The organism is Actinomadura sp. 9N215 (assembly GCF_044326345.1).
In the GTDB taxonomy this organism is placed as follows: domain Bacteria; phylum Actinomycetota; class Actinomycetes; order Streptosporangiales; family Streptosporangiaceae; genus Spirillospora.
Genome location: NZ_JBIRBA010000035.1, coordinates 95,345 through 110,813, shown reverse-complemented (window position 1 = coordinate 110,813; position 15,469 = coordinate 95,345). Strand labels below are relative to the sequence as shown.

General features: G+C 70.6%; 15 protein-coding genes. 6 read left to right on the top strand and 9 right to left on the bottom strand.

The window, feature by feature from the left end; translation table 11 throughout:
• Nucleotides 1-856: serine/threonine-protein kinase (locus ACH34T_RS39025; protein ID WP_396026028.1), on the bottom strand; the 856-nt coding region annotated here is incomplete at its 3' end.
• Between the two features lie 383 nt (nucleotides 857-1,239).
• Between ACH34T_RS39025 and ACH34T_RS39020 the strand changes: the two genes are divergently transcribed.
• Together ACH34T_RS39020 and ACH34T_RS39015 are read left to right on the top strand one after the other, a co-directional pair.
• On the top strand, nucleotides 1,240-1,995 hold the full coding sequence (locus ACH34T_RS39020) for an SDR family NAD(P)-dependent oxidoreductase (protein WP_396026027.1): 756 nt from the start codon (nucleotides 1,240-1,242) through the stop codon (nucleotides 1,993-1,995).
• A gap of 74 nt (nucleotides 1,996-2,069) precedes the next feature.
• A complete protein-coding gene (locus ACH34T_RS39015; protein WP_396026026.1) occupies nucleotides 2,070-2,471 on the top strand; it encodes a MerR family transcriptional regulator in 402 nt (133 codons plus the stop codon).
• Nucleotides 2,472-2,592: 121 nt separating this feature from the next.
• On the opposite strand, the gene ACH34T_RS39010 is transcribed toward ACH34T_RS39015, so the two are convergent.
• A complete protein-coding gene (locus ACH34T_RS39010) occupies nucleotides 2,593-3,315 on the bottom strand; it encodes a S1 family peptidase (RefSeq protein WP_396026025.1) in 723 nt (240 codons plus the stop codon).
• A 271-nt stretch (nucleotides 3,316-3,586) separates the two neighbouring features.
• Between ACH34T_RS39010 and ACH34T_RS39005 the strand changes: the two genes are divergently transcribed.
• Together ACH34T_RS39005 and ACH34T_RS39000 are read left to right on the top strand one after the other, a co-directional pair.
• Nucleotides 3,587-4,288 (top strand): sulfotransferase family protein, encoded by a 702-nt coding sequence (locus ACH34T_RS39005; RefSeq protein WP_396026024.1) that lies wholly within the window; start codon nucleotides 3,587-3,589, stop codon nucleotides 4,286-4,288.
• A gap of 214 nt (nucleotides 4,289-4,502) precedes the next feature.
• The gene (locus tag ACH34T_RS39000) at nucleotides 4,503-4,994 is read left to right on the top strand and encodes a DinB family protein (protein ID WP_396026023.1); all 492 of its coding nucleotides are present in this window, start codon (nucleotides 4,503-4,505) and stop codon (nucleotides 4,992-4,994) included.
• 24 nt (nucleotides 4,995-5,018) lie between these two features.
• Here the strand turns inward: ACH34T_RS39000 and ACH34T_RS38995 are convergent, their stop codons facing one another.
• Entirely contained in the window at nucleotides 5,019-5,330 is a 312-nt protein-coding gene (locus tag ACH34T_RS38995) for a tetratricopeptide repeat protein (protein WP_396026022.1), read from the bottom strand.
• 354 nt (nucleotides 5,331-5,684) lie between these two features.
• Here ACH34T_RS38995 and ACH34T_RS38990 point away from each other — a divergent pair, with 354 nt between their 5' ends.
• Nucleotides 5,685-6,374, top strand: a complete 690-nt coding sequence (locus ACH34T_RS38990) for a hypothetical protein (protein ID WP_396026021.1) — start codon at nucleotides 5,685-5,687, stop codon at nucleotides 6,372-6,374.
• 1 nt (nucleotide 6,375) lies between these two features.
• Nucleotides 6,376-7,020, top strand: a complete 645-nt coding sequence (locus ACH34T_RS38985; protein ID WP_396026020.1) for an RES family NAD+ phosphorylase — start codon at nucleotides 6,376-6,378, stop codon at nucleotides 7,018-7,020.
• A gap of 10 nt (nucleotides 7,021-7,030) precedes the next feature.
• Here the strand turns inward: ACH34T_RS38985 and ACH34T_RS38980 are convergent, their stop codons facing one another.
• From ACH34T_RS38980 to ACH34T_RS38955, 6 genes are all read right to left on the bottom strand, one after another.
• Nucleotides 7,031-10,765, bottom strand: coding sequence for a CHAT domain-containing protein (locus tag ACH34T_RS38980; RefSeq protein WP_396026019.1), 3,735 nt, complete (start codon nucleotides 10,763-10,765; stop codon nucleotides 7,031-7,033).
• Between the two features lie 93 nt (nucleotides 10,766-10,858).
• Nucleotides 10,859-11,860: a hypothetical protein gene (locus ACH34T_RS38975; protein WP_396026018.1), complete on the bottom strand. Its 1,002-nt coding sequence runs from the start codon at nucleotides 11,858-11,860 to the stop codon at nucleotides 10,859-10,861.
• Between the two features lie 141 nt (nucleotides 11,861-12,001).
• A complete protein-coding gene (locus tag ACH34T_RS38970) occupies nucleotides 12,002-12,691 on the bottom strand; it encodes a 4Fe-4S single cluster domain-containing protein (protein ID WP_396026017.1) in 690 nt (229 codons plus the stop codon).
• The gene (locus tag ACH34T_RS38965; RefSeq protein WP_396026016.1) at nucleotides 12,688-14,010 is read right to left on the bottom strand and encodes a hypothetical protein; all 1,323 of its coding nucleotides are present in this window, start codon (nucleotides 14,008-14,010) and stop codon (nucleotides 12,688-12,690) included. The genes ACH34T_RS38970 and ACH34T_RS38965 overlap by 4 nt, the downstream gene beginning before the upstream one ends.
• An 8-nt stretch (nucleotides 14,011-14,018) precedes the next feature.
• Nucleotides 14,019-14,753 (bottom strand): hypothetical protein, encoded by a 735-nt coding sequence (locus tag ACH34T_RS38960; protein WP_396026015.1) that lies wholly within the window; start codon nucleotides 14,751-14,753, stop codon nucleotides 14,019-14,021.
• Nucleotides 14,750-15,397 (bottom strand): hypothetical protein, encoded by a 648-nt coding sequence (locus tag ACH34T_RS38955; protein ID WP_396026014.1) that lies wholly within the window; start codon nucleotides 15,395-15,397, stop codon nucleotides 14,750-14,752. The genes ACH34T_RS38960 and ACH34T_RS38955 overlap by 4 nt, the downstream gene beginning before the upstream one ends.
• Nucleotides 15,398-15,469: the final 72 nt, after the last annotated feature.

The following is a 15,469-nucleotide window of genomic DNA, read 5'->3' as shown; positions in this document are numbered from 1 at the left end:
GTGCGGGGGCGGGTGGTGCGGGGGCGGGTGCGGGTTGCGGCTTGTGGAGGTCACGTAGGTGGGCGCTCACCTCGGCCGCGGTGGGGCGTTTTGCGGGGTCCTTCTGCAGGCAGGCGCGGACGATGTCGGCCAGGTCGCCTTCTAGACCGTCCAGCTCCGGTTCCTTGTGGAGGACGGCGAGGGCGACGGCGGAGAAGCTGGCGCCGGGGAAGGCCCTGCGGCCGGTGGCCGCGAAGACCATGGTGGCCGCCCAGGCGAACATGTCCGCCTCCGGACCGGCCGTCTCGCCGTCGATGTGTTCGGGGGCCATGTACCCGGGGGTCCCGATGGCCTGGCTGCTGGTGAGTGACTGGCTGAGGTCCAGGGCGCGGGAGATGCCGAAGTCGATGACCACGGGGCCGTCGGGGCCGAGCAGGACGTTACCCGGCTTGAGGTCGCGATGGACGACTCCACCTTTGTGGATGGCCGCCAGCGCGGTGACGGTGTTGATCGCCAGTCGTTCGAGTGCGGCTTCGCCGCGCGGCCCGTTGCCGCCCTTGACGGAGGCCAGTAGGGACGGCCCGTCGACGAATTCGCTGACGATGTAGGGCTGTTCGTTGATCACGCCGCTGTCGAGGACCTGTGCCGTGCAGAAGGGGGCGACGCGTTTGGCGATCTCGACTTCGGCGAGGAAGCGGCTGCGCGCCGTTTCGTGGGTAATCAGGTGGGCGTGCAGAAGTTTGATGGCGGCGCGCTGGCCCTGCTCGTCCTGCCCCAGGTAGACGGTCCCCTGGCCGCCGACGCCGAGCCGCCCTCCGAGCTGGTACCGGCCGATGGTCCCGGGGTCGGTGGACAGGAGCGGCGTCGGCTCGGGCACGTATCCTCCAAATGCACGGATCGCCATGATCATATGAATGATTAGTAGATCGCGGAGCGATTTGGGACGATTTAGACCCTTAAAACGTCACGGCCCCGACCTGCTCGGCTTGTCTTGGCCTCGTCCGATCAACGGCTGTCAAGCCTCGACATATCTATCGGACCCAATCGGTCGTGGGCAAGGACTGGAGAAAGACCGGGGACCAATCCGGAAACCTCATGGCGGCGGGCCCCGCTCCCCACCTGCGGCGGAGGCATTTCCGGCTGCCTTGAGCCGTCCGGTCTTGACCCTGACGCCGGGGTCAACCCTTAGCGTCGCAGCCGACCGGGCCGGCGGTTGCCGGCGACCAAGTGCACGGAAGGACGCATCCAAGCATGCCGGACATGGCTTCCACCACATTCCACGGCAGAGCAGTGATCATTACCGGAGGGGGCACCGGGATCGGCCGTGCGACCGCCCATCGGTTCGCCGCCCTCGGCGCCGACGTTCTGGTCGTCGGACGGACGGCCACCCGGTTGAAAGAGACCGCCGACGGACACCCGACGATCCGGACCCTGGTCGCCGACCTCGCGACACCGGAGGCCGCCGGAGCGATCGCCGCCACCGCGGTCGAGGAATTCGGACGCATCGACGTCCTGGTCAACAACGCCGCGATCTACCGTCCGGCTCCGCTGGAGGCGATCGACCTGAAGACCGCCGAGGAGGAACTGGCGACCAACCTCCTCGCCCCCATCCTGCTGGCCCAGCAGGCTCTGCCGCACTTGGCGACCAGCGGCGGCGTCATCGTCAACGTGACCACCAGCCCGCCCCAAGGGGGCCTGCCGAACAACTCGGTCTACGGCTCGACCAAGGTCGCACTCGACTTCCTCACCCGCACCTGGGCGGTAGAGCTCGCGCCGCGGGGGATTCGCGTCGTCTCGGTCGCCCCGGGCTCGACCCAGACGCCCGTGCTGGTCCACGCCGGGCTCTCCGAGGAGCAGATCACCGCGACCGAGAAGGGGGTCACGGCCCGGATACCGCTCGGACGCCTCGCCCGGCCGGACGAGATCGCCTGGTGGATCACCACCGCCGCCGGTCCCGAAGCCGGCTATGTCACCGGGGCGGTCGTTCACGTGGACGGCGGGCTCGGCGTCTCCTGACGACCCCGTCCAGGAGCCGGTGAATCCCGGCTGCGCGATCGCGGCTAGCCTGCGGACGGAGGCGAGACGAGACGATGCTGATCGGCGAACTGGCCCACGCGGCCGGCACCACCATCCGGGCGTTGCGGTACTACGAGCAGCAAGGCCTGCTGCACCCGCGGCGGGCGCCCAACGGCTACCGGCATTACGAGGAATCGTCCGTGACCAGGGTCCGCAACATCCGGCGGCTCCTGGCGCTGGGTTTCACCGCCGACGACATCCGCAGCTATCTGCCCTGCCTTGACGGCGAGATGCCCCACGGCCCCGCAAGCCCGGCGAACATACCGCAGATCACACGGAAGCTCGGCGAGCTGGAAGAAAAGATCGCCGCTCTGAACGCTGTCCGTGAACGTCTCATCGAGATATTGGCCCACGCCAGAAACCAAACCGGAAATGGCGAGCGCCACGGGCCAGGCGGTGCTCGAACGCAAAATTGACCGTCGACTTGGAGGCCCCACCGCGGACACGGTGGCGGTGTGTGTCCGCGGCGGGGCGGGTTGGGAACCGGGGTCAGGACGTGAAGCAGTCCGCCTATTCGGCGATCCTGCGGGTGCGGGGTCAGCTGCCGATCTGCTGGTTGATCCAGGACAGGTACGCCGCGATGCCGGTGTAGAGCGTGCTGGTCGCGCACTCGCCCCGGTTGTCGCCCGGGCCGTGGGTCTCGCCGACGAGCGTCCAGTCGCCGCGGCCGCCGACCACCGCCGGACCGCCGGAGTCGCCGTGGCAGGCGGAGTGCGTCCGGTCGCCCGAGACGCAGACGTCGTTCGCCGTGCCGCCGCCGGGGGCGCACTGACCGCTGGGCAGCACGGTCAGGTCGATCTCCTGGAGGGTGGTGGCGGTCCTGCAGCTCGGCCAGCTCATGCAGCCGAAGCCGAGCAGCCGGACGGGGGTGTTCGCGGCCGGGTTGGACTGCGCCATCTTCACCGGGGCCAACTGCGACGGGGTGCTCAGGTGCATCAGCGTGAGGTCGGTGCCCGGCCGGGTGACCCGCCGGTCGATCTGGCGGACCTCGCCGCCGGAGTTCTTGCTGTTCGAGCCGATCCGGCCCTGCGACGCCGACCCGCAGTGGTTCGCCGTGACGATCCACTGGGGCGCGACCAGGCTGCCGCCGCAGCCGTTGCTCAGCGACACCATCCAGGAATACGTCTCGGTGGCGTTGTGGCCGCCGATGATCGGCCGGCCGCCGCCACCGCCGGGTTCGGCGGCGTTCGCGGCGGTCGTACCGCCCAGCGCGAGCGCGAAGGCGCAGGCGACCAGCGCCCCCCGCATGAGTTTGCGCATGACAACTCTCCAATCGGCTGTGTCCACGCCAGGGCGAAGTGCGGCGGGGACGTACTTCTCGGGACGGTTCTCAGCACCGTATGGAAATGACATTCGCGTAAAGACGGCAGTGGCCGGCCGTGCGCAGGACGGTACTATTAGATGTTCAATGTTGATTTCGAGGGGTTCGGAAATTCGCCGACACCGGGGCACGTGTATGGCCACTCCGCCCCCGGAAGATGAGTGCGCGGCTAGCATTTGAAATGATCGAGGTGCGGAGAAGGGACACGTCATGACCGAGGGACTGCAGGTCATCGGCGTCGGCTTGCATCGGACCGGATCGACGTCGGTAAAGGCGGCGCTGGAATGGCTGGGGTACGGGCCGTGCTATCACGGCTTGGAGGCACTCCGCCGATGCGTGGACGGCGAGCATTGGCAGGCGGCGTACGACACCGGCGGCGCGGCCGACTGGTCGGTGATCTTCGAGGGGTATCGGGCCGCCTTGGACTGGCCGACCGTCCACTTCTGGGAGCAGTTGGCCGCCGCGTATCCGGACGCGAGAATCCTGCTCACCGACCGCGATCCGGAGCGCTGGTGGGACAGCCACGTCCAGATGTTCCAGCTCGGCGCCCAGTTCAACCGGGAACTCACCGGCGAGCAACGGCAGTGGGCCGAGGAGTCCGGCTTCGCGCGGACGCAGACGATCCTGCGCACGATCGTGACGGAGACCTTCGGCGGACGGGTGTTCGACAAGACGCACTGCCTGCGGGTGTTCCAACAGCACTACGAACGTGTCCGGCGTACCGTGCCGGACGATCGGCTGCTGGTCTATCGCGTCCAGGACGGTTGGGAGCCGCTGTGCCGATTCCTCGACGCCGACGTCCCGGACGAACCATTCCCGCACGTGAACACCCGCGACAACCTGCTGCACAACATCCGCGCGGCGATGCGGCTGGCCAGTGAACAGGCGGGTGGGGAGGCGGTCTGGCACTGACCACCGGCCGGGCGTCAGGCGCGGGCCGCGCTGGCCGGTCGGGCGTGTTCGCAGGTGCGCTCGCTCGCCACGCCATCTTGCCAAATCGGCAATTTTTCGTGCCGGTCGCACCGGCCCGCGAGCAGAGTGGTGTGCGCAACCGATCCTGCGAGGAGAGCATGAGACTTCACGACCACGTACTGGTCATTCGCCGAGCAGACCCGGAGGGACGGCCATGAGCACCAGGCGCAAACGCGACACAGGACCGCCCTCGACCGGACCCGGCGAGCGGGACGTGCTCATCGGCTTCCTGGACTACCTGCGGGCCGCCGTCGCCGCCAAGGCCGAAGGGCTGACCGAAACGCAGGCCCGCGCCCCCGGCGTTCCGTCCGGGACGAACCTGCTCGGGCTGATCAAACACCTCACCCACGTGGAACGGCACTGGCTGCTCGGTCACGACGTGGCCGACTGGCAAGCCACCTTCCATCTCGTCCCGGAAGACACCGCCGACGCGATCCTCGCCGCCTACCGGGAAACCGCCACCGAAGCCAACGAGCAGATCGCCTCCTGGGACGACCTCACCCAGCCAGGTCCCCGCCCGGCCAGAGGCGGCCGGCCGGGGCCGTCCCGGCGCTGGACGCTGACCCACCTGATCGAGGAGACCGCACGGCATGCAGGACACGCCGACATCCTGCGCGAACTCACCGACGGCAACACCGGCCGCTGAACTTGCTTCGGTGCCTGCCGGTCCCTACTCGTCGGCCGGGGCGCTGTTCTCCAGGGCGGCCAGGTAGGCGGCGGCCTGGTCTGTTTCGGTGGAGCCGAGTCGCTGGTAGAGCGCCACGGCTTCCCGCATACGGGCCACGGCTGTGGGCCGATCGCCGATGTGGTCTGCGCAGTGGGCCAGGCCGTCGAGTGCGTGCGCTTCGTCCAGCGGGCTCTGGACCCGCCGGGCCAAGGTGAACGCCTGCTCGAACACGGCCGCCGCCGCGTGAGGGCCGGTCGTCTCGGTCAGTACCTTGCCGAGCTCGTTGAGCGCCTCGGCCTCGCCTGCGGTGGCCAACGCGCCGGCAGATCGCTCGCGACCGGTCGTACAGGCGTTCCGCGGCGACGTAGTCGCCGCTCAGGTGGCGCCCAGATTGTTGAGGGCGTCGGCCTGGCCCGCTGAAAGGTCCTCTTTCAGTCACACGTTTCCTTCGATGTGGGGGAGGTCGTCACCTGGGGGTGTGTTGCGCCATCAGGGCGATTGGCGGCGCGATCTCGAATTCCCAGGTTCGTGGTTATTTATGGAATCTGTCAGATCTGCGGTGCGGGCCTGAATCGTTGCATATGATCGGGATGGTCGGCGTGCCTTTTGGAGGCTGGGCTGCGGTGGATCGGCGTGGTGTTCCGCTGTACTGATCTTGGGAGGACGGGAATGGCGGCTCGCAGCCCGCTCGAAGAGGCGTTGCGCGCGTTGCGCGACGACTGGGAGGGGGTCACCAGGGAGCTTGACGAGGAGGCCCGCGCACAATTGATCGAACTGGTCCGGGAGTATCGCGGCGCGGAACCGGACGAACGGCCGGACGTGGCCCTTCATATCGCGATGTTCCTGGGCGAGGTTCTGCCGCGCGACCATCCGGTGCGCCGGGCGCTCGCCGAGGGGGACTCGTCCGTCCGCGGGGTCGGCACGGCCGATCCGTCGCTGGACGTCCAGGCCGAGGTCGATGCTCTCTTCGCCGAGCTGGACGAGCTGGCGGCGGCGGGCTCGGCACGGGCGCAGGCGGTGTGGGAGGCGAAGGCGCGGTTGCTGTCCTTCCCCACTGTCACCGCGGCGGAGCTGCGGGAGCGCGGCGCCGATCCGGCCGCCCACGCGCTGGTCCGGCTGACGGACCCGGCCGGCGAGCAACGCCTTCCGGCGTTCCAGTTCGACGCGGACGGCCGTCCCTTGCCGGTCGTGCTGCGGATCAACGAGATCCTGGGCGCCCGCACCGACCCCTGGGGGGTCGCGAGCTGGTGGCTCGACCCCAACGCCCGCCTGCGGGACGCGCCGTTCCGGCTGCTGGGACGCATGCCGGACGAGGATCTCACCGCCGCCGCGTCCGCCGTCGTCGAGGACGGTGACTGAGGTGCCCCCCCAGGAGCCGCCCGAGAACTACGGCGGGACGCCCAATTTCCACCATCTGGAAGCGGGTACGGTCCTTTACCGGATTCACGACGGGAACAGGACGGCGGCCGATTTCAGCGACCGCCTGGCCCGTTCGCCTTTCAAGGGAGGGCGTTTCGACTCGGTCCCGGGGCACGAGTACCGCTACTGGTACGCGGGGACGAACCAGACGACCGCCGTGGCCGAACGCCTGCTCCGCGATATCCCGTTCGGATCCACGGATCACCGTTTCCTGCCCCGCGCCGAGCTCGCGGGACGCGTACTGTCCACGGTCGAGACCACCGTCGATCTCACGCTGGTGTCGCTGATCGAGAGCAAGGATCTGGCGGCCGTGTGCCAGGACACCTGGCTCGTCCACTCGGGTGCCTATGCGGAGACGCGTTACTGGGGCCAATGGTTGCGGAGGCAGGCAACGGACGCGGCGGGGTTCATCTGGCAGTCGCGGTACGACATCCCGCATTCCAGCCTCGTGCTCTTCGGCGATCGCTGCGACGCGAAGAACGTGCTGGCCTGCCCACCGGATGATTCGTTCGCCCTCGACACCCCCGCGGGGATCGCCCGGCTGAACGTGCTGCTTGAGCCGTATAACGCCAGCATCGAACCCTAGGTCGGCCAAGTCACGCTGGAGGGGCGGGCGCCTTCGCGGCCAGCGCCCCCTGGTGAGTGAACGCGGCCCAGACGTAAATGTCGGTGAGGTCGGCGTCGCTCAGCAGCGAGAGGTTCCCGGAGAGGGGCTCCGGGAGCGTGCCCGGGACGCTCCTGCCGGAGTCGAGCATCCACAGCTGTGCCAAGCGCAGCGCGTCGACCGGCGGATGCTCCTCCTCCACCAGGAAGTGGTGGAACATGAACATGAGGACGGCCGTGGCGAAGTCGGGGACCCTCCAGCGGGAGCCGACCACGCAGGCGCATCCGGCGGTGAGGAACGCTGTCGCCAGCGTGAGCGCTTCATCGTGGTCGTACGCGGCCAGGTTGCTGGTGCACGCGCTCAGCACCACCAGCCCGCCGGGGGCGTCCACCGGGCGGTCCCGCGCGCGTTCGATGATGCTGCGGACGTCCAGTTCGCCGGTCTGGTCGGCCGGGTGGAGGTAGAGCACCGAACGGGTCGGCGGGTTGCGCGTCGTGCCGTGGCAGGCGAGATGGAGCACCTCGGCCCCGGTGCTTCCGGCGTGGGGAAGGGCGTCCAGGATCGCCTCGACGGTCCCCAGTCCGTGGGTGAGCTTCTTCGGTCGGCCGAGGACGGTCGAACCTGGATAGAAGGCCTTGGAGATGGCCTTCGCCTCCGGGAACGCGTACACCAACTCATCATCGGGGTCCGGGTATACGCGCGGGTTCGCCACGAAGGTCGGCCTGACGTCGGCCGGTGGCCGCGAACCTGCGAGCGGTTCCCCGGCCCGCGCCGCGACGATCTTCGCCTTGTCGATGAGCTGGCGTCCCGTGGCGGCGTAGGAGATCACGAGGTCCTGGACGGCGTGGCGCGGACGTCCCTCGGCGGTCACGGTGCGGGCCGCATGCCACGGGACGACGCCGAGCATTCCGCACGGGACGAGCACGATACGGGGAGCGTCCCCGGACGTCCGGTCTGGGAACAGGTCCAGCAGCGGGCCGATCGCCGCGTCCCACGCCCAGTCGCACAGCGGCTCCAAGCCCGCCTTGCCCACGCCGTCCTGGTGAGCGTTCTCGTCCAGGGGGATGTCGTCCTGCGTCAGCCGCGGCAGTTCGACGGTGTCGAGCCGTCCGTCCGCCCATACGACCACGGCGTATCCGGATTCCGTGCCGGCGCCGTGCTGCAGGTAGACCAGTGCGTCCATGGAAATGGTGGAAAGCGCGGCGGCGATGTCCGCCGGTCCGGGCGGGTCGAAGAGCCCGGCGGCCTTGGGCGACTCCGTCAGCGCTTTGAGCACCTCGTGGCGGAGGTCGGTGGGAATGCTCCGCTCCGCGAGATCACCGAGAAGCCCGTGCAGAACGTCCTCACTCATCAGCATGATCCTTATGGAGCTGTAGTCGGACGCGGACTCTTCCGGCCGGGCCGGTGTGGCGGCGGCGAACAGCCGCGAGAAGGACGATCTCGCGGAGTCCTCGGTGGCGGTACGCCATTTCTCCGCCAGCTCGGAATGGCCGTCGCCGAGGAGCTCGGGCACGTCGGCCGCCACCGTGCTCGCGTAGAGCACCAGGCCACGGCCGAGTTCCAGGGCGTGGACCGCGGCCTCGGGCCGCCCGTCCCGCAAACACCATTCGGTGATCCGCCGGGCGAGCGCCGCCGCGCCCCGCGCGGCGCTGAGCCCGTGGTCGGGGGTCGTCTGGAGGAGCACCTCCGCCGCGTACGCGCGCAGCGCGTCCAGACCGGCGTCCACGGCCTGCGTCAGGTCGCCCCTTTCCGCGTGGGCCTCGGAAAGGTAGGCCGGAATTTCGGTGCCCCTGAGCCAGCGTGGACGGTCGGCCGCCAAGGCGCGCGCCTCTTCGAGTACACGGACGCACTCGTCGAGGTCCTCGCGATTCCCACCGAAGAACTGTGCCCTGAGAAGCCGGGCGAGGCCGATCGTCCGCAGTTTCAAGACGCGGTCGCCGTACGGGGGGCGGATAACGTCGAGCGCTTCGAGCAGTGAGGTGAGGCCGCGGTCGAATGTGGCCGCGTCCTCTTCGCGCACCCCGGCGTAAAGGCGGCCGAGCGCCGAGGCCACTTCGCAGAGCGTGCCCCATTGGCCGGTGCCGCCTTCGGCGACGTAGCCGTCGACGATGTCGGCGGCCGCGCGGACTTCCGCGGGGTCGTCCGACTGGAGGCCGTGCCGCAGCCTGGCCATCCCGAGGCCGACCAGCCACAGGGGCCGGAACGCGGAGGTCGCGGGAGGGGCGTCCGCGGCCGCCGTCAGATGCGTGATCGCGCGCTTGAGGCGAGCGTCCTCGTTGTCGTCGGCATCGGGGAACAGCAGTGACAGCAGCCCCAGGCCGCCGCGCACGAGAGGGTCCGGCAGGGTGCCGACGTCGGCGTCGGCGAGCGTGGCGTGGATCTCCAGGCCCTTCATCATCAGATCGCGGCCGAGGTGCGTGTCGGCGAGCCCGCCGACCCCGCGCTGGACCAGGACCAAGCCGAGGGAGGGCAGGACATAGGCGGCCAGTTCGGCATCCCCCGCGGCGAAGGGCAGGACGGTCGCCAGCCGCTTCTCCGCCTCGCCGAGCGAGCCGCCGTCGCCCAGCCAGCTCCGCAGCGCGAGAGCCGAGCCCAGCGCCGCCACATTCCACGCCTGCCGCACGTCCTGCGGAGGGTCCTCCGGCCTCGCCGGGACGGTCAGGCGGCGCGCCACCGCCACGGCCTCCTCCACGGCCTCCGGGGTCGGAGCGAAGGTCGCCAGGACGTACTGCACCGCGGCCAGCGACACGCGGATCCCGTCGCTCTGAGGATCGTCGTCGTCGAGGTCGTCGAGCACGTCCGCCAGCGCCTCGCGCGCCTTGACCAGCTCGGTGGTGTCCGCTTCGCCGCCGGCCGACATCGCGTACGCGAACGCGAGATTCTGGAGGATCTGAGTTCGGAGCGGACCGGCGGAATCCTTCAGCGGCTCCAGGTCCTCGGCCAATTTCCGGGCCCGGGCCGGATCGGCGCTGACCCGCAGCTCGATACCCCTCGCCAGGCCGCGGAAGGTGTCGGCGATCTGTGGCGGAAAAACCGTCTGGCCGTCCCCGGTGAGCAGGGTCTGGATTTTCTGCATCACCGTGAAAATGCCTTGGGGGGTGAGCGCGCCGCTCTTGGCCTCCACGAGCATGCGAGCGCTCGTCAGGATGAGCCGCATCGGGGGCGGCAATGGCCGCAGATCGGCGGGCAGCAGCGGTTCACGAATACGCCCGAGCACGTCGATGGCCTCTTCGAGTTCCGACGTGTCGCCGGTCATGAACCTACCGACGGCTTCGGCGAACCCGGTTGCCCCGCGGCCCAGATAGGGCCGTAGCGGCTGCCGGAGCAGGAGCAGGCCCAGCATGAGCCGGACGCCCTCGGCCTTCTCGGGCGGGAGGCGGCTGCCGGAGGTCAGCGCCTCGCGCAGCAACCCGGCGCAGCGGTCCAAGTCGGCTTCGGACGTCGGGTCTTGCCGTGAGGTGAGCAACTTCACCAGCCAGAGGGCCACGTCCGTGCGCAGGCCCGCGTCCGATGCCTCGCCGGTGGCGTCCAGCAGCACGTGGGCCGTCTCCGTCACCTCGATCGCCTCGTCGAGGAGCGGACGTCGGGACTCGCCGGTCTCCTCCGCGAGGGCCGCCCTTCCCAGCGCCATGCCCAGGTCGAGCAGCGCCCGGACGCGTTCACGCCCCTCGATCTCGGCCGCCCTCCGCCGCAGGGCGTCCATGTCGGGCGGGGGCGTGTCGCTCATGGAGACCTCCTGGGCGTCGTGCCGTCCCCATCAGGGTCACGTCCCGATGACCACGACGGCCAGACGTTCCAGAGAAGTCCTGGAAGTACGGAATCAGCCGGGATGTGGTTGCCAGCGCAGGCCGAAGGCGTGGCCCACGGCCAGGTCCTCGAAGCCGACCTGGGCCTCCGCCGCTCGATCCAGGGCGACCTCGGTGAGCCCGGTGGGCGGATCGTCGAGTGTCCGGGGCGGGACGCCGTCCAGGAGCCAGACCCGTCCTGGCGGACGGGAGAGGGAGAACCTCACCCGGAGCATGAAGGCGTCGCAGCGGGTCAGCGGGGTAAGGGCGTAGTGCGGGACCATGCGGTGCCCCGCCGGGAACCAATACCTCAGGGCGAGGTCGTGCCTGTCGCCCGCGCGGAGCGGCCGGGGCGGCTCGATGACGAACTTGAAGAGGCTGTTGCTGGGATGCTCGCGGGAGACCAGCAGGCCGCCGAACACGATCTCGGCGAACAGGTCGGGGGCGGGCGCCCGCGGGTTCGCGGGCAGGCTGACGGCGATGACCAGGCTGCGCAGCTCGGCGACGGTGACGGCGATCCGCCGCATCTCCAGGATCTCCGGCTCCGGCACGTCGAGCCGGACCACGGCCCGGACGGTCTCGAAGTACCACCCGGCGCGCCGCTCGCCCGCCCCCGGCACGGACGTGCCGGACACCGCCGCCGGGGTGCCGGCCGCGACGAACTCCGCGAGGAGGCGCAGGGCCTCGTCGATGCGGCGGCGGACGGTGCGCTCGTCCCGTTCCAGCCGTCCGGCCAGCCAGCCGATGCGCTCGCCCAGGAAGCGCTGGCCCGCCTCCGGGTGCAGGCCGAGCGCCACCCGCGCCACGAATTCCAGGTCGGCGGGAAGCGAGCGGAGCCAGGCCGCGAGCCACTCGGCGACCGGGCCGCGCTGCCAGTGCCCGGACGTGCCGAGGCCGGCCGCGCTCATCCGCCGGATCAGCGCCGGGCCCAGCCGGTTGGTGAAGTCCTGGCCGAGCAGCCCCCGTCCCTTGCACAGCCGGCGCAGCTCCTCGTGAAGCGCGTCATGAGATGCGGGAGTCTCGCCTTTCGGCCCCACAACGAACTCACCGCCCACCTACGGTCGCCGTGCGCTCACACTCCCATCATCCACATCCGGAGGACGCCTCCTATGGCGGACGACACAAAGGCGGAATTCGGCGGGCCGCGGGTGGGCCGCTACGGCCGGGTGGGGGCCGCCTCAGTCGCGCGTCCGGCGGTGGCGCCAGGTGGCGCCGCCGACGTCCGTGCCCTCCGATCGAAGTGCCCGTTCCAGGCTCGGCAGCATGCCCTGCCTGGGGACGCCGATGAGGTGGACGTCCAAGCCGTCCGTGGCCACCTGGAGAGGCGGATGCTCGGGGACGTGCTCCAGGTACGGCCGGTAGCGCCGCAGGCCGAGGTCCGTGCGCGGCAGCAGGCGCTGGTTGCCGGAGCCGCGCCAGATCAGTCCGGTCGGGTTGGTGATCTCGAACCGTCCGGTGATCAGGGCGTCCGCGCCGGCGACGGCCGCCGGGTCGAACTCGTCCTCGGTCAGGCCGGTGTAGAGGAGCACGTCGATCTCCCGTCCGGCGGCGGGCCCGCCCGGGGCGGTCGACTCCGCGCGGATCTCGGAGGCGGCCGCGAGCAGGGCGGCGAGGCCGTCCGGCTGGGCCAGCGGTTCGCCGCCGGTGATGGTGAGGCCGTCCGCGCCCTTCCGGACGGCCCCGCGCCAGAGCTCGGCGAGCTCCGGCACGGTGAAGGCGGCGCCGCCGTCCGGTTCCCACGTGTCCTTGGACATGCACCCGGCGCACGCGAGCGGGCAGCCCTGGAACCAGATTCCGAGGCGGCGGCCGAAGCCGAGCGCCGTCACGGGGTGGTGCATCCGGTTGACACGTATCTTCGCCGTGGTCATGGGCCCGCCGATCGCGCCTGGGCCCGGGGCCGGCGCGGCCCCTGGTGGAGCGCCTGCGATGCACGGCTGATCGCCTCGGTGAACGCGGGCGCGCCGACCGCCTCGCCGAGTGCCTCAAGGTAGGCCAGCTCCGCCTGGTCGTAGAGGGCGTGGATCCGCTCGGTGCCCTCCTCCAGGCGGACGTCGCCGAACCGTGTCTGCTCCTCAAGGTCGGCCCGCGCCTGCGCCAGCTCGGACTCGGAGTCGCGCGCCCCGGGCTCGGCGGCCACCAGGCCCGCTTCGGCCTCGCGGCGGTCCCGGTACGCGCCGCGGTAGGCGACCTGCAAGGGATGCTCGCGCGCGAGGCCCATGAGGAACGCGATGCCACCGGTGATCAGCAGCAGCGCCACGTACATCACGCTGATGGTGGACGGGGTGAGGTCGAGCTGGTCGACCGGGCTCATCCCCTCGATGAGCTCCCCGTCCGGTCCCCTCGGGGGGACGAGCAGGACCTTCGCCCGCAGGCCGCCCAGCACGTAGGCGAGGTAGAACCAGGGGACGAGGAGCGCGAGCGGCAGCCATCCGAGGACGCGCTCGCTGCCCGTCACGTGGCGGCCGCGGTAGAGGTGGCCGGAGAGGTGCGGCAGCAGGATCATGATCGCGGCGACGGGCAGGGTGAAGATCCACGTCTCGATCTGCTGCGCGATCGAGTCGCCGTGGAAGTACCTGAAGATCTCGCGCTGGATCGGCACCTCCACGCCGATCAGGCCGAGCAGGATGCCCATCTTCCAGCGGCCCCGGAGCGGCGGCTCGGTGTGCAGCCCCTCCCAGCACTCGTGCGGGTGGGGGTCGTGGTCGCAGTGCTCGCGGGCGTCGGCGCCCGGCACGTCCGCCTCGTCGGGACGGTCGGGAGGCGGGGCCTTGTCGTCCGGCGCGCCCGGATCCGGCGGGAGCGGACGGCGCCGCGCCTCGGCGGCCGCGAGGTGGTCGAGCCTGGCCCGGACGACCCCCTCCTGCCGGGACGTCTCGGCCAGCCTCCGCTCAAGGTGGCGCACGGTGGTGGCGGCGTTCCCGGCCTGCGCGTCCGACGTCTCGACGCGGGTGCGGGACGCTCGCGGCGCCTCGGCCAGGTCGTGCTGGAGCCGGAGGATCTCGCGTTCCCGTTCGGCCCGCAGCTCCACGAGATACGGCGGGAGGGCGTCGACGTCGAACGACCAGGGGTCGTACATTCCGCGTCCGATGTGCTCGAACGCCTCCCCGCGGACGCGCTGGATCAGCGGCGGGTCGTCCGGCCGGACGCGGGCCCGTCCACCCGTCCCCGGGTCGGCTCCGCGTTCCATCGGGCCGCTCACAGGATGACGAGGGGGTCGGAGGCCTTGGCGCGCTCCTTCAGGAGCTGCCGCCAGAACCGGTCGAAGCCGGTGAACTTGGCCGGGTCGGACCCCTGGAGGCGCCCGTAGCCCGCCAGGCTGAGCCGGAATCCGGACAGGTCAGGGATGCGGCCTTCGGCGGCGATCCGTCCGATGAGCTCGGACCGCTTGGCGGGCGTGCTCAGATCGGCCCTGTAGAGGTTGACGCTCCGGTCGTGCTGCAGGAAGTCGCTGATGACCAGCACCGGGAACTCGCTGATGCCCGCCGGTCTGCGCTGGGCGACGGACGCCAGCCCGCCCAGCACGTCGGAGCCACCGGTCGAGCGGGGATCGGTGCTGATGCAGCGCCGCAGGTTCTCGGTCTTCTTCACCACGTCCTTGCGGCGGCTGGACCACAGCAGCTCGCGGTCGACGTTGCCCGTGACGTCCGGGTCGAGCTGCACCGCCTCCTGCTGGCAGATCGAGGACAGGGACGCCCCGCTGATCGGCGCGAAGACCACCTGGGCGCAACCCGCTTTCTCCAGGAACTTCTTCACGTGCCGCTGTGCCTCGCCGTCGGCGTTGAACCCGGTCACGCTGTGACTCGAACCCGACCCGTCGACGACGATGCCGCACGCTCCGGAGAGGCGTTCGGGGCCGCATCCGCTCAGCAAGGAGGCGGCGACCGCCACCAGCGGCACCAGCGGCAGGCCGCGCCTCCAGGGAGATGTCATGACTGCTGTCCTCCTGATCCGTTTCCGTAGGACTCGACGATTTCCAGGGCTCGCCGCAGCTGCCCCGCGTCGCTCGCGGCGGTGGCGTCCGCGCTGCCCGGCTGGCTGTAGAGCAGCGCGACCGGGTCGGCCCAGAACGCGCTCACGGCCTGCGACGCCAGGGCCGGGGTCCAGCGGTCGAGGTGCCGCTCGCGGTTCTTGCGCAGCCCTTGGTGGTGCGACGACAGCGCGCGCCAGTAACGCGCGATCCACAGGTCGGCGGACGCGGCCAGCACCTGCGCCCTGTTGTGACCGTCGTTGACGGCCCAGACCCATTCGCTGTAGGCGGCCCGGAAGCGTCCGGCGGCGGCCGGGGTCAGCTTGCCGACGGCGTCCGCCTCGTGGATCACGACCAGCTTCAGGCGTTCGAGCCGCTCCACCACGCCGCGGTTGGCGCCGTACAGGTCGCCGAAGACCCGGCGTGAGACGGCGACGGCCCGCCTGTACCGGTCCTCGATCGCGGCGGTCGTCGGGGGCGCAGGGGACTCGGCCTGCTCCTGTTCGGTGGGCAAAGTGAAGACGCCGCGCCGGCCGTCGCGCGCGCCGATGCACCAGGCGGAGAACATTTCCCGCCTGGTCAGTTTCCCACCGCGTTTCCGCGTCATGGCCCGGCACCACCCCTTCGCGAACCGGCGCGCAACCCCGCCCCAAAACGATCACCGCGCATTATCGATTCG

Coding starts and splice junctions, on each gene's coding strand:
- ACH34T_RS39015 (WP_396026026.1), top strand. CDS start 2,070: ATGCTGATCGGCGAACTGGCCCACGCGGCCGGCACCACCATCCGGGCG.
- ACH34T_RS38955 (WP_396026014.1), bottom strand. CDS start 15,397: ATGACGCGGAAACGCGGTGGGAAACTGACCAGGCGGGAAATGTTCTCC.
- ACH34T_RS38965 (WP_396026016.1), bottom strand. CDS start 14,010: ATGGAACGCGGAGCCGACCCGGGGACGGGTGGACGGGCCCGCGTCCGG.
- ACH34T_RS38970 (WP_396026017.1), bottom strand. CDS start 12,691: ATGACCACGGCGAAGATACGTGTCAACCGGATGCACCACCCCGTGACG.
- ACH34T_RS38990 (WP_396026021.1), top strand. CDS start 5,685: ATGGCGGCTCGCAGCCCGCTCGAAGAGGCGTTGCGCGCGTTGCGCGAC.
- ACH34T_RS39000 (WP_396026023.1), top strand. CDS start 4,503: ATGAGCACCAGGCGCAAACGCGACACAGGACCGCCCTCGACCGGACCC.
- ACH34T_RS39010 (WP_396026025.1), bottom strand. CDS start 3,315: ATGCGCAAACTCATGCGGGGGGCGCTGGTCGCCTGCGCCTTCGCGCTC.
- ACH34T_RS38960 (WP_396026015.1), bottom strand. CDS start 14,753: ATGACATCTCCCTGGAGGCGCGGCCTGCCGCTGGTGCCGCTGGTGGCG.
- ACH34T_RS39020 (WP_396026027.1), top strand. CDS start 1,240: ATGGCTTCCACCACATTCCACGGCAGAGCAGTGATCATTACCGGAGGG.
- ACH34T_RS39005 (WP_396026024.1), top strand. CDS start 3,587: ATGACCGAGGGACTGCAGGTCATCGGCGTCGGCTTGCATCGGACCGGA.
- ACH34T_RS38980 (WP_396026019.1), bottom strand. CDS start 10,765: ATGAGCGACACGCCCCCGCCCGACATGGACGCCCTGCGGCGGAGGGCG.